Genomic DNA, 12,845 nt, shown 5'->3' with positions numbered 1-12,845 from the left:
AATCAGGTGTTGTCTCCGATCTGAGATGGTGTAGGTTCTTCCTTCCAGCCTTTGCAGACATCGACCCATGCCCGGCTTCCGGAGTATTCGGCAAGTTCAGCGCAGGTTAGTTCAATGGCGGAATTGGTGCTGCCGCAGGCCGGGAAAAGCGTGCTGAACCGCTTCATGGATTCATCCAGATATACATCCAGCGGACGGGCCAGCGGACGGGCCAGCCCGAAGGGACAAACCCCGCCGATCTCATGTCCGGTCTGTTCGAAGACTTCATCCGGACTTAGCATCCGTGCCTTGAACCCGAAGGTCTCGCGGAATTTCCTGTTGTCAATCTTGGCATCTCCAGCCGCAACGATGAGTATGGCATCTTCCTGTGCACCGCGGAAGGAGAGGGTTTTGGCAATTCTGGCCGGAATGACGCCAATCACAGCGGCTGCCATTTCTACAGTAGCGCTGGAGGCAGCAAACTCCTGTACATCCTGCTCGCGGGAGAATTTACGAAAATGTTCTTTAACAGTGGCAATCGACATGATCTTGGCATCCTTTCTGAAATTACATGGTTTTCATATTGGGTTACATTCTAACCTGTTTCACCAGACTCTGCAAAACATTCCTCATCTATGATCCAAACATTTCAATTACCGGCGGCATTTAATATAGAAATAAGGGTGAGAGGTGAGCGCGGATGAAATTTGAGGAAATCAGGGGAGGATATGATTGCATTGTCAGTCTGGGAAGCTCATGCGAGCCTGCAGCCCATTTGCGCCGCAGAGGCCTCCGGGTATTTTCTTCGCCGCTGGACTGGGTGGTGTCGTTATCGCTTACGGATGTGAACCGGCTGCTGGGCCAGCGTTTCTCGGGGTATATGGAGCTTCCGAATATGGGTGTGATCGATGGCAATGATGTGTTTGTGGACAATGAAGTCGTCCAGCCGGTCAAATCCTATTTTGTGAAGGACTTTCATTATAATGTAATTTCAGTGCATGACTTTCCGGTGCTGGAGGGGCTGGAGTGGAGCCACGTCTACCCGGATTTCAAGCAAAAAATTAATATGCGTTCCCAGCGCCTGCTGGACACCCTGCTGATGAGCCGGAAGGCGCTGTTTATCCGCTGGGGGAGCACGTATGAGGAAGCCTGTGAGCTTCAGACAGTGCTGCGCACCTTAACCGGCGGGGATTTCCATATTCTGATTGTAAACGGTGCCGATGGACTGGAGTCCGTGCTCGACCGTGACTGGCCGCTGCCCGGTATTGCGTCTCTGGGAATTCCGAACCGTGCGGGGGATGCGGAGAGCTGGGATTATATTCTGGACGGTATATATCTGCTGTAGGGATTATAAGCAGACTATAATATAAGCGAACAGCAGAGCAGCGGCTCCCTGGAAGACGGGAGAGCCGCTGCTCTGCTGTGTTTTACGGATAATAACATCCTATTTAACCTGAGCTGGATAACTTGCACAGCCGCTGGAGAAGCTGCTGTCAACTCTGCCCGTTCAGCAGCTCTGAATTCCGCGTGACCTTATGGAGCAAAGTAATCAGAGTGTCGATTTCTTCCCCGGTTAAATCCGCAGACAGCTTGCGGTTGAAATCATTTAACAGTGACTGGAATACCGGGGCGAATTCGAGCGCTTTGGCCGTCGGGTAGAGCAGGGAGGAGCGGCGGTCCCTGGGATCGGTCCGGCGTTCGATATATCCCGAGGCCTCCAGATGTTTCACGGAGCGGGCGGTGGTGGCTTTATCACATTTTATTTCACTGGTCATCTGATCCTGTGTGATCCCCGGGTGGCTCAGAATCAGCTTAAGAAAGCTATGCTGCCCTCCGCTGCCGATACCATAGGGCAACAGCTCTTTGGCTAGGATTTTTTGATTCTGGCGGTGCAGATGGGAGATCAGCTTGCCGATCGGTTCTTTGTTTGAAGTCACAGGCGGACACCTCTTCAGGGGATAATGACGTCTTCCAGATAACCTGGAATATCGTCTGCCTCAAATACTACAACAATATGGTTGCGTGCGCAACTAATTTGCAGTACACTGGGATTGGCTGTTTTGTTGCGCATGCAACTAGTTTTGAAATATGACGCAAGAGGGTGTTTGCAGATGAGCAGTATAGGTGCTACATACCAGGAGGATGCAGTGATTCAGAGGAAACGCTGGATTATTCTGATCGTCCTGAATTTATTTACATTTATGTCAACACTGGACGGAAGTATTGTGAATATTGCGCTGCCGGTGCTGGTGAAGGAGCTGCAGCTGCCGGTTGCTCAAGTAGAATGGGTGACTACCGGATATTTGATGGCCATCTGCACTGTCATCCTGTTCTTCGGGAAGCTGGGCGATATTGCCGGGAAGATCAGGATTTTTAAATTAGGCATGATTATATTCACCGCCGGCTCCCTGCTCTGCGGTCTAAGCCACAGTCTGCCGCTGCTGATTGCGGCGCGCGTGGTTCAGGCGGTCGGCGCTTCGATGACTATGGCGAACAGCCAGGGGATTGTTACGGATATTTTCCCGTCCACCGAACGGGGCAAGGCATTGGGACTGATCGGAACCTTCGTATCACTGGGCAGTATAGCCGGGCCAAGTCTCGGGGGGATCATTGTATCCACTATGGGCTGGGAATATATTTTCTGGGTAAATGTTCCGATTGGACTGATTGCGATTGTGCTCGGCTGGAAGGTGCTGCCGAAGGATCTCGTCCGGGTGAAGTCCAGAATCGATCTTCCCGGCAGCATGCTATTTGCTGTCTTTATTGTTACTTTATTCGCCGGTCTGCTGCTTGGCCAGCAGCTTGGATACAGGGATAACCGGATTCTGGCCTCCCTGATCGCGGCTGCTATAACCTTTATTGCTTTTGTGATGGTGGAGCTGCGCCGCAAGCAGCCGCTGCTCCAGCTGTCGCTGTTTAAGAATCCGCTGTTCTCACTGAGTATTTTCTGTGCTTTTCTGGTATTTGTCTCCAACTTCTGCTTCAACATTATTGCGCCGTTCTATGCACAGAATATGCTGAATATGTCACCCTTCAGTGCAGGCTTCCTGCTGATGCTCTTTCCGATCTCGATGGTCATTGTCGCGCCGCTTAGCGGGGCGTTGTCCGATAAGATTGGTTCAGAGCTGCTGACCTTTGCCGGGCTGATTGTTATGGTCATTGCCCAGTTCGGGCTGGCCCGGCTGCATGAAGGCAGTCCGGTTCTGCTGGTCGGCGTATGGATTGCCATGCTCGGAATCGGCAGCGGTTTGTTCGGCTCGCCGAACAATTCACTTGTGATGTCGACCGTGCCGCGTACCCAGCTTGGCTCCGCAGGCAGTGTGAATTCGCTGGTCCGCAATGTAGGGATGGTCGTGGGAATCACTGTTGCTACGTCCATCCTGTTCAACGTGATGAGCAGCAGGGCAGGCTACCGGGTGACCGGACTGATCGAAGGACGACCGGACATTTTCCTCTCGGGGATGCATGTTGTCTTCATGACCTCGTCTTCCATCTGTCTGTTATCGGCGCTGCTGACCGGCTGGCGGCTGTTCTCGTCCCGCAGGGCTAAGAGGTTGAACGCGTGAAGCTGACTACTCCTTTTTAGAATCCTGCACAAAATACAACATTTCCCTCATAATCTCGGCCATAATCCATAATTGTTGTACAAATGGCAGCAATTTTTATCTTCCAAGCTGCTTAGTGCGAAAATTCCTGTATTTTCTGCAACAATCCTACCAAACACACAGATTTCTATGTGTCTAAGTTGCAGTACGTACAACATTAATGCTATTTTGATTGAACTTGACCGGGTGTAATCCAAAATAACATTTAGATATCTGTCACAAACCACAGCCCCGTCTTGTCTACAGGTATGTAGAACATTAATGGAGGCGATTGGACATGAGTCTGAGAATGAATTATCGTGAGGTTAACGCGCCGGCTTTCCGGGCAATGATGACACTGGAGCAGCATGCAGGAAGCCGCAGCAAGGATAAAGTACTGTATGAACTGGTCAAAATACGGGTCTCCCAAATTAACGGCTGTGCGTTCTGTCTGGATATGCATGCCAAGGATCTGATGAAGCTGGGCAACTATGCCGATCATATTCTGCTGCTGAGTGTCTGGCGTGAAGCGCAGATATTCACTGATAAAGAACGGGTGCTGCTGGAATTCGCCGAGCATGTTACCCTGATCAGCCAGGCAGGTGTTCCGCAGGAGCTGTATCACAAGGTGCTGGAGCATTTCAGCGAAGAGGAAATGGTAGACTGGATTATGGCGATCAATACGATCAATAGCTGGAACCGGATTGCCATTACCACGGGAATGTTCCCCGGATGTTTCAGCTGAGCTTGAGTTAGGATAGCCGTAAGGGTGAAGGAGGGGCAGCGCGTGGAGGTCCGGGATAAAGAAGGCTTAGAGGCTGAGAGTCCGTCTGCAGAGAGTTTAGGTATGGAGGAGCTGTATCAGAATTATAAAGGTTATGCATTCTCCATTGCCTACCGGATGTTAGGTGTGGTTGCGGATGCGGAGGATGCTGTTCAGGATACGTTTGCTGAGCTCCAGCGCCGGGACCGGAGCGGTATCCAGAATATCAAAGCCTATGTGGCCAAGGGCGTAACCAACCGCTGCCTGAATATGCTGAATTCTGCGCGGAGCCGGAGAGAGACCTATATCGGAGAGTGGCTGCCGGAGCCGGTCAGCACAGGGTATGATGGTCCGGAAGCGGAGGCGGAGCGGAAGGATAGCCTATCGTATGCTTTTCTGGTGCTGCTGGAACGTCTGGCGCCAACGGAGCGGGCCGTATTTGTGCTGCGTGAGGCATTCCAGTACGACTACGAGGAAATTGCCGGGATGGTGGGCAAGACGGAGAGCAACTGCCGGCAGATCTTCAGCCGGGCGAAGCGCACACTGCAGGCGGAGCGTGCGGCTACATCGCCTTCCCCTTCTCCCGGTTACGGAGCTGTCAAAGAGAATCTGCTGCGGAGCTTCACTGCCGCATTCACCTCTTATGATGTCGGCGGCATGCTGAAGCTGCTGGGGGAACATCCTGTGCTGGTTGCTGACGGCGGCGGACAGGAAGTGCATACGATTCTCCGGCCGATGACCGGCCGCAAAGGCGTGCTGGCGCTTCTGACCTCACGCAGGGTGATGCATTATCTGCGGGAATGGGAACAGCATTATGGAATAGTCAATGGCGAGCCAGGCCTGATCTTCACCCATCAGGGGGAGATCAAAGGAGTGATCTGTCTGATTCCGGACCGGAGCGGCGAGCAGATCCAGAACATCTACCTAATGATGGACCCGGCCAAAATGAGCCGTATTACAGTTCATCCGGAGACGCCGCGGAGTTAATCCGGGGGCATAACATAAAGACCCGTTATCCATCCCTGCCGGGAGAGGTAACGGGTCTTTATGTTCTTAAGTTCTTAAGGGCGGTGCTCAATCAGCCGTCCTGTCTCTATTAGGGTGTACTAGTTCTTGAAGCTGTGGATCGGCGCCGGAATACGTCCGCCGCGGTTAACGAAGCCTGCACAATTGAACGGGTTGACCGCCATGACCGGTGCATAACCCAGCAGGCCGCCGAACTCAACCATTTCGCCGACTTCCTTGCCGATAACCGGAATGACGCGGACCGCGGTTGTCTTGTTATTGACCATGCCGATCGCCGCTTCATCGGCGATGATACCCGAGATGGTCTCCTTGCTGGTGCTGCCCGGAATGGCAATCATGTCGAGGCCGACGGAGCACACGCAAGTCATTGCTTCGAGCTTCTCCAGCGTCAGTGCACCGCGCTGAACAGCCTGGATCATGCCGTGGTCTTCACTGACCGGGATGAACGCGCCGCTTAAGCCGCCGACATAGGAGGAGGCCATGACCCCGCCTTTTTTGACATTGTCGTTAAGAATGGCCAGCGCAGCCGTGGTGCCGGGAGCTCCAGCTTCTTCAAGACCCATGACCTGAAAGATCTCGGCGATGGAGTCGCCGATTTCAGGTGTAGGAGCCAGCGACAGATCGATGATGCCGAAGGGCACATTCAGCCGTTTGGAGGCTTCCTGGGCAACGAGCTGCCCGACGCGGGTAACCTTGAAGGCGGTACGCTTAATGGTCTCGCACAGCGTCTCGAAGTCCTGTCCCTTCACCTCTTCCAGCGCCCGCTTGATTACGCCGGGACCGCTGACGCCTACATTAATGACACATTCCCGTTCGCCGACACCGTGGAAGGCTCCGGCCATGAACGGGTTATCCTCAACGGCGTTACAGAAGACGACCAGCTTGGCGCAGCCGATGGAATCGCGGTCTTTGGTGCGCTGTGCAGTCTGGATGATAATATCGCCCATCAGCTTCACGGCGTCCATGTTGATGCCGCTGCGCGAGGAGCCGACATTCACGGAGGAGCAGACACGTTCCGTCACTGCCAGCGCTTCCGGGATGCTGTCGATCAGAATCCGGTCGCCTTTGGTACAGCCTTTCTGAACCAGTGCGGAGTAACCGCCGATAAAGTTGACGCCAACCTCCTTGGCCGCCTTGTCGAGAATCTGTGCTACAGGAACATAAGTATCGGTATGTACGGCGCCGGCAGCAATTGAGATCGGAGTTACGGAAATACGCTTGTTCACAATCGGCACGCCGAATTGACGCTCCAGATCTTCACCCGTCTTCACGAGCTTTTCGGCGGAACGGGTAATTTTGTCATACACATTGCGGTTAAAGATCTTCATATCCGTATGCGCGCAGTCCATCAGACTGATGCCCATGGTAATCGTACGCACGTCCAGGTTCATTTCCCGGATCATTTTATTGGTTTCCTGTACTTCTCCAATTGAGATCATAGTATGGTTGTTCCTCTCTTTGCCGCCCGGCTAGATCCGGTGCATAATATTGAAGATATCTTCATGCTGAAGCTTGATTTCCACACCGATGTCCTCACCGACATGCTGCAGATCCCGTGCGATTTCCTCGAAGGACTTAGAGGGTGCGGAAATGTCCACAATCATCATCATATTGAAATAGTCCTGCACAATCGTCTGGGAAATATCCAGAATATTCAGATTGTGTTCTGCGAGGTATGTACATACTTTGGCAATAATTCCGACTTTGTCTTTTCCCAGTACCGTAATAATCCCCTTCAATTGAAAGCCTCCTATTATAGATTACTCTGTTTTCTCCGCCCGCTGCCGCTTTAACGGAATGAACGGTTTCAATTATTATGTCAAATGAATAGAAGGTTATCAACCAAAGCTTTTTTGTAGGGCTGATCAGAGATTTGAGCTTGCAATTCGACAAAAACAGATTAAAATTGACACCGCCTTAAAAATATGATTAATTGAAGGTTTGAATGAACTATTGATATGAAGGAACGAACTGAAGGAGCTATTATGACAACGAGAAAATATAAAGAGCTGGTTGAACAGCGAACCAGACAAACCTTGCAGAAGTGGTCGCAGCAGCCGGCAGTTGAGGAAAGGGATATCTATCGCTTTCTGCATAATTTAAAAGGCACTTCCGGGACAGTGGGCCTTGACGCGGTGGAGGCGTTCTCCGGCAATTCTCTGCTCTATTTCTCGGATGATAACCATAGAAGCTGGACGGAAGCCGAGTGGGGGGATTATTTATATCCGCTGCTGGAGCTGTTTGATGAGCCTGAAATTACAGGTGCAGTGCCTCCCCAGATTCCGGGAATTGCTTTGTCCCATGGCAGCACCCACCAGCAGTACGAAATTCTGGTCATTGACGATGATGTGGAGCTGGTGGCTTTTTTGCGCGAGTCGCTGGAGAAGCAGTCATACTATGTAAGCATTGCCCTGTCCGCTGAACGCGGACTTAAGATTTTTTATGAGACCAAGCCGGATTTAATTCTGCTGGATATTCTGCTGCCGGACCGCAGCGGGATTGATGTGCTCAACCAGATTATCGGCAAAGCCAAAAAAGAGCGGATTCCGATCATTATCATCAGCGGTGAACACTCCAAGGAAGTCCAGAAATATGCCTATTCGCTCGGTGTGATGGATTACATCCGGAAGCCGGTGGATATCGACCTGTTCCTGGTGCTGATCAAGAACCGGTTTGAACTGAAAAAAGAATGGCAGGAGTCCATCATTGTAGATGAGCTGACGGGTGCTTTTAACCGGAAATATTTCAATCAGACCCTGAAGATGCTCTCATCTGACTTCAGACGGACGGGCCGGACGTTCTCGCTCGCGCTGCTGGATCTGGATTACTTTAAGCATGTCAACGATACGTATGGTCATCTTGTGGGGGACGAGGTCCTGCAGACTTTTTCGGAGCTGGTCAGAGATTCAATTCGTACGGAAGATACGCTGTGCCGCTACGGGGGAGAGGAATTCGCCCTGTTCATGCCAAATACCTCTGCGGACTCAGCGCTGCTTGTCATTGAACGGATTCAGGAGAAATTCGCTTCCAGGGAATTCTGTGCCAAACGGGAAAACTTCCATGTTACCTTCTCCTGCGGCATTACAGAGATAAGCGAACGGCAGCAGGATACCGATAAACTAATTGACGAGGCAGACCAGGCTTTGTATTCCAGCAAGTATAGCGGACGAAACCAGACAACCTTGTACAGCGAGGGAATGTTAACGGGCCAGAGGGAAACGGTACTCAATGTAATTATTGTTGATGATGATCCGCTGATCCGCAGAATTATTACCGGCAATTTCGCCTCCTGGGAGCCGGGGAATATCGCCGGAATGAAAGTGAACAGTTATGCCGACGGCGAGCTTTTTCTGAAATCGGACTGGTATGTTCCGGAGGAGAAGTACATTATTCTGCTGGACGGGGTGATGCCCGGCCTCGACGGGCTTGAGGTTCTGGAGAAGATCCGCAGCGGCTATCCTGAAGTGAACATCCTGGTGATTATGCTGACAGGCCGCAATAATCAGCGCGATATTATCCATGCCCTGCAGCTGGGGGCGGACGATTATGTGATTAAGCCGTTTCATGTGCCGGAGCTGCTGTCCCGGATTGAGCGCCTGGCCCACAGATTCTTGTTCTAATAGCAATGTATCCAGCCGTGGATGAACTGAAAGTGAGAGTGAGTGTTTATGCAAAAAATACTGATTGTGGACGACGAAGATGTACTGCGCATGCTGATTGAAGATACGCTGGAGGATCTGGAGGACGTAGAGATTCATACCGCCGAGAATGGGGTTGAGGCGCTAACGCGGCTTACTTCAGACCCCTATGATCTCGTGATTCTGGACTATATGATGCCGGAAATGACCGGAATTGAAGTGCTCGGTGAGCTGAATGAAGAGCTGAAGAACAAGACCCCTATTATGATGCTGACAGCCAAAGCACAGGAAATGGACCGTAACCGGGCGAGGGAAGCCGGAGCGCGTTATTTCATGCCTAAACCGTTCAGCCCGATGGAGCTGCTGCAGATCGTGGAGGGCATTCTTAGTGAGAAACCATAAGCTTGCGGATGTGAGCATCAAAACCAAGTATTTCCGGATTATCTTTATCCTGTTTATTGCAATTATGTTATCTGGTATCGGCCTGTTCTTCTACATCAATAACCAGCAGGACAAGCTGAAGCATGACCGCGGTGTATTGCAGCATAAGACTGAGACCATCAATGAGCTGGCGGCGACGCTGAATGATGTCTTTTTCCGGGCCAGAGGTTATGTTGCCCTCAAAAGCGACGGTGAGCTTAAGCTGCTGAATGCTGCACTCACGGGCCTTGACGGAATTCTGGAGCAATATTCGGCTCTGAATCTGTCGCTTGAAGAAGCTCAATACCGGGATGATCTGAAGTTATTCTATGAGCAGTACAAAACCAAGACCCTTCCTGAAGCGATCCGGCTGGTGGAGAACGATGATTATACCGGTATCCGCAATCTCTCTCAAGGCGGCAGCACCCAGGCTCTGAATGAATTTCTGGCCTATACCCAAGAGTTCAAAACAAGCTCGGACAGCAAGCTGAACGCCATGGCTTCTCAGTCCATCAGGCAGGCGGATACCTTCACATTTATCGCCTTCGGGCTCAGCGCTGTACTGGTGTTATTCTTCACCCTGATGATCTGGCGGATGCTTAGAGTGGTGCTTGATCCGATTGTTAAGCTGGAAGAAGCAACGAATTCGCTGGCGGCAGGCGAGGCTGTTCTGCTCGGTAAGCTGCATAAGCAGGATGAGATCGGCCGCCTTTATGAGGCCTTCCTTAATATGGCCCGGAGTATCCAGGATAAAGAAGAAGAGCTGATGATGCAGAATGAAGAGCTGCATGCCCAGCAGGATGAGCTGCAGGATCAGCAGTTCAAGCTGGAGCGTTCACTCAGCGAAATCGAAAGTATGATGAAGGCGCTGAACCAGACCTCCGCCGTAGCCATTCTGTCCAGCAAGGGCGTATTCACGTATGCCAATGATAACATTAGCGTCTACACCGGCTACAAGAACGCCGAGATTGTCGGATACACCTTCCGTTTGTTTGAGCTGCATAATATTTCGGATACTTCGATGGAGCAGATTATACGCAAGCTGTCGACTGGCGGTGTATGGAGCGATGAGTCGCAGATTGTGGCAAAAGATGGTTCTGCTGTCTGGCTCCAGCTGACGGTCATGCCGTATCTGAATGATGAGGGTCAGATTTACCAGTACATTCTGATTGCCAACAACATTACCTCCATGAAGAGTGTCCAGCAGGAGCTGGCCGAGACGCTGAAAAGCACGGAGCAGACCACCATCATGCTGGAGCTTAACAACCAGCTCAATCATGAAATTACCTACACGCTGGACAAGCAGGAATTTGCCGAGAAATTCAGCAGGTTCATGAACCGGCTGTACTCGTTCGACAGCAGTCTTTTTCTGCTGGTCAAAGATAAGATATCGGTGGTCAAAGGGGTTCCGCAGGAGAATGTGGAGCGCTATATTGATGCAAACAACAAAGATATGTTATACCGGATGAGCACGGAGAAGTCCTATATTGTGAAACGGACCGGAGTCCCGAGAGAGCAGGGGATCTCCGCCAAAGAAGTTTACTGCTATGATTTCTATACAACTGTAGTCAATGCCGAGGATGAGATCCTGGCGATCTTCTGCGGTACACGAATCGGGCATTCCTTCACCGAAGAGGAAATCAGCGAAATTCAAGGGATGATGAACCGGGTGGCGCTGGCCATCGAGCGTTTGTTCATGTATGAGGAAATCGAGAATGGCCGCAAGCTGAACCGGGATATTGTCAACAATGTCAATGAAGGCATCCAGTTCGTCAACACGGAAGGCGTCATCCAGCACATCAACAAGGCTCTCAGCCAATTGTTCGACTATGATGAATGGACCGAGGGGATGCTGATTCCCAAAGAGCGCTGGATGGACCACTTCATAGAGCGCGTTAATGAATCGGAAGAGATGGGGCAGTTCTATCAGAAAGCGATGTCCTTGCACTCCGTGGATTCCAGCACGATGAAGTATTCCCTGGGCAAGGAAGCGATGAAGCATGTCGACGTCTATGCGATTCCCGTGTTCCGCCGCGAAGCGCGGGTGGGAACTCTGTTTGTACACCGGGATATCACCCGTGAATACGAGCTGGATCTGATGAAGTCGGAGCTGGTCAGTACCGTCAGCCATGAGCTGCGGACACCGCTGTCCAGTGTTCTGGGCTTCACCGAGCTGCTGTTATCCAAGACAATGAAGCCGGAGAAGCAGCTGAAATATCTGGAAACGATTCATAAGGAAGCCAAACGTCTGACCGAGCTGATCAATGATTTCCTTGACCTGCAGCGTATGGAATCCGGCACACAGCTGTACAATGCAGAGCCGGTCAATCTCAGCGAGACCGTTCTAAGTGTAATTGACCAGTACAAGCTTAGCGGTACCCACCATATCCTTCTGGAGGATGAGGCGCTGAACGCCGAGGTCGAGGTGGATAAAGACAAGATTATCCAGGTGCTGACCAACCTGCTGAGCAACGCCATCAAGTTCTCTCCAGGCAGCAATGAGATTAAGGTAACGCTGCATAATGAGCGGGATTCGGTTATGGTCCGGATTCAGGACCATGGACTCGGGATTCCGAAGAATCAGATCGGACAGCTGTTCCAGAAATTCCGCCGGGTGGATAACAGTGCATCCAAGCGGATTGGCGGAACGGGTCTCGGACTTGCGATCTGCAAGGAGATCATTGAGAAGCAGAAGGGTATGATCGGAATTGATTCGGTTGAAGGGGAAGGCACCACGGTGTGGTTCAGCCTGCCGGTCCTCCATGCGGAGAGCAGCCGTCATGAAGAGGAGCCGCATAAATGGAGTGCCGACAAGGAGCAGAAGCCGAATGTGATGATCGTCGAGGACGATTACAGCCTGTCCCTGCTGCTCTCTGAGGAGCTTAAGGGCAAAGGCTTCAGAGTGACTCACCACTATCATCCGCAAAAAGCATTTGATCAGGCGGTGAAGACGCCTTTTGTAGCTATCGTCGTGGATCTGATGCTCGGCGAAGAGCTGGACGGCTGGGATCTGATCCGTATGCTGAAGAATGATCCCCGCACGGAGAATGTGCCGATTGTCATCTCCTCGGCGCTGGATAAGGAAGATAAGAGCATGATGGATAAAGTGCAGAAATATCTGACCAAACCGTATCCGCCGGGCGAGCTGTCGAATACCTTGCAGGATATTGTGCAAATCGAGCTGAAGACGGGTGAGGTTCTTTTCCCGGACAGCGGGGGAACTGAGCAGTAGGCGTATAATAGAGAACATAGTTATATAGAGTGAATGCAATCTTAAGCTGATTATATATATTCATTGAACAAGTCCTTCTTCGCGGAGGGCTTATTTTTTGTCCGGCCCAGTCATACTGCATTTTGAAGTTTGTTCAACAAAAAGCTTGCCTTAGAGCCTACTCTAAGGATTATATTAGACCCGATGCAGACAACCTAACCGAA

At 51.4% G+C, this 12,845-nt stretch carries 11 protein-coding genes; 7 read left to right on the top strand and 4 right to left on the bottom strand.

Annotation, left to right across the window (positions count from 1 at the left end; translation table 11 throughout):
- Positions 1-2: 2 nt before the first annotated feature.
- Complete coding sequence (locus P40081_RS22145) at positions 3-524, bottom strand: YbaK/EbsC family protein (protein ID WP_042138489.1); 522 nt, start codon at positions 522-524, stop codon at positions 3-5.
- 155 nt (positions 525-679) lie between these two features.
- On the opposite strand from P40081_RS22145, the gene P40081_RS22140 reads away from it, so the two are divergent.
- Positions 680-1,324, top strand: coding sequence for a DUF1796 family putative cysteine peptidase (locus P40081_RS22140; RefSeq protein ID WP_042138487.1), 645 nt, complete (start codon positions 680-682; stop codon positions 1,322-1,324).
- Positions 1,325-1,472: 148 nt separating this feature from the next.
- On the opposite strand, the gene P40081_RS22135 is transcribed toward P40081_RS22140, so the two are convergent.
- Positions 1,473-1,916, bottom strand: a complete 444-nt coding sequence (locus tag P40081_RS22135) for a MarR family winged helix-turn-helix transcriptional regulator (protein WP_042138485.1) — start codon at positions 1,914-1,916, stop codon at positions 1,473-1,475.
- Positions 1,917-2,090: 174 nt separating this feature from the next.
- On the opposite strand from P40081_RS22135, the gene P40081_RS22130 reads away from it, so the two are divergent.
- The 3 genes from P40081_RS22130 to P40081_RS22120 all read left to right on the top strand — a co-directional run bounded on the left by P40081_RS22130 (position 2,091) and on the right by P40081_RS22120 (position 5,313).
- Complete coding sequence (locus P40081_RS22130; RefSeq protein WP_042138483.1) at positions 2,091-3,545, top strand: MFS transporter; 1,455 nt, start codon at positions 2,091-2,093, stop codon at positions 3,543-3,545.
- A gap of 316 nt (positions 3,546-3,861) precedes the next feature.
- On the top strand, positions 3,862-4,308 hold the full coding sequence (locus tag P40081_RS22125) for a carboxymuconolactone decarboxylase family protein (protein WP_042138482.1): 447 nt from the start codon (positions 3,862-3,864) through the stop codon (positions 4,306-4,308).
- A 42-nt stretch (positions 4,309-4,350) separates the two neighbouring features.
- Complete coding sequence (locus P40081_RS22120; RefSeq protein WP_418793920.1) at positions 4,351-5,313, top strand: sigma-70 family RNA polymerase sigma factor; 963 nt, start codon at positions 4,351-4,353, stop codon at positions 5,311-5,313.
- Positions 5,314-5,432: 119 nt separating this feature from the next.
- Here the strand turns inward: P40081_RS22120 and P40081_RS22115 are convergent, their stop codons facing one another.
- The gene (locus tag P40081_RS22115; RefSeq protein WP_269323278.1) at positions 5,433-6,788 is read right to left on the bottom strand and encodes a PFL family protein; all 1,356 of its coding nucleotides are present in this window, start codon (positions 6,786-6,788) and stop codon (positions 5,433-5,435) included.
- A gap of 33 nt (positions 6,789-6,821) precedes the next feature.
- A complete protein-coding gene (locus tag P40081_RS22110) occupies positions 6,822-7,091 on the bottom strand; it encodes an ACT domain-containing protein (protein ID WP_039293974.1) in 270 nt (89 codons plus the stop codon).
- Positions 7,092-7,337: 246 nt separating this feature from the next.
- Here P40081_RS22110 and P40081_RS22105 point away from each other — a divergent pair, with 246 nt between their 5' ends.
- From P40081_RS22105 to P40081_RS36555, 3 genes are read left to right on the top strand one after another with little or no spacing between them, the layout of a single operon-like run.
- Positions 7,338-8,972, top strand: coding sequence for a GGDEF domain-containing response regulator (locus tag P40081_RS22105; protein ID WP_042138478.1), 1,635 nt, complete (start codon positions 7,338-7,340; stop codon positions 8,970-8,972).
- A gap of 48 nt (positions 8,973-9,020) precedes the next feature.
- The gene (locus tag P40081_RS22100) at positions 9,021-9,392 is read left to right on the top strand and encodes a response regulator (RefSeq protein ID WP_042138476.1); all 372 of its coding nucleotides are present in this window, start codon (positions 9,021-9,023) and stop codon (positions 9,390-9,392) included.
- Positions 9,379-12,642 (top strand): ATP-binding protein, encoded by a 3,264-nt coding sequence (locus P40081_RS36555; protein ID WP_052421938.1) that lies wholly within the window; start codon positions 9,379-9,381, stop codon positions 12,640-12,642. The genes P40081_RS22100 and P40081_RS36555 overlap by 14 nt, the downstream gene beginning before the upstream one ends.
- The last annotated feature ends 203 nt before the right edge of the window (positions 12,643-12,845 follow it).

Origin of the sequence: Paenibacillus sp. FSL P4-0081 (genome assembly GCF_000758565.1) — a bacterium.
Lineage (GTDB): Bacteria > Bacillota > Bacilli > Paenibacillales > Paenibacillaceae > Paenibacillus_AQ > Paenibacillus_AQ phytohabitans.
The sequence above is the reverse complement of the archived record's forward strand: the minus strand, read 5'-3'. Positions and strand labels throughout refer to the sequence as shown.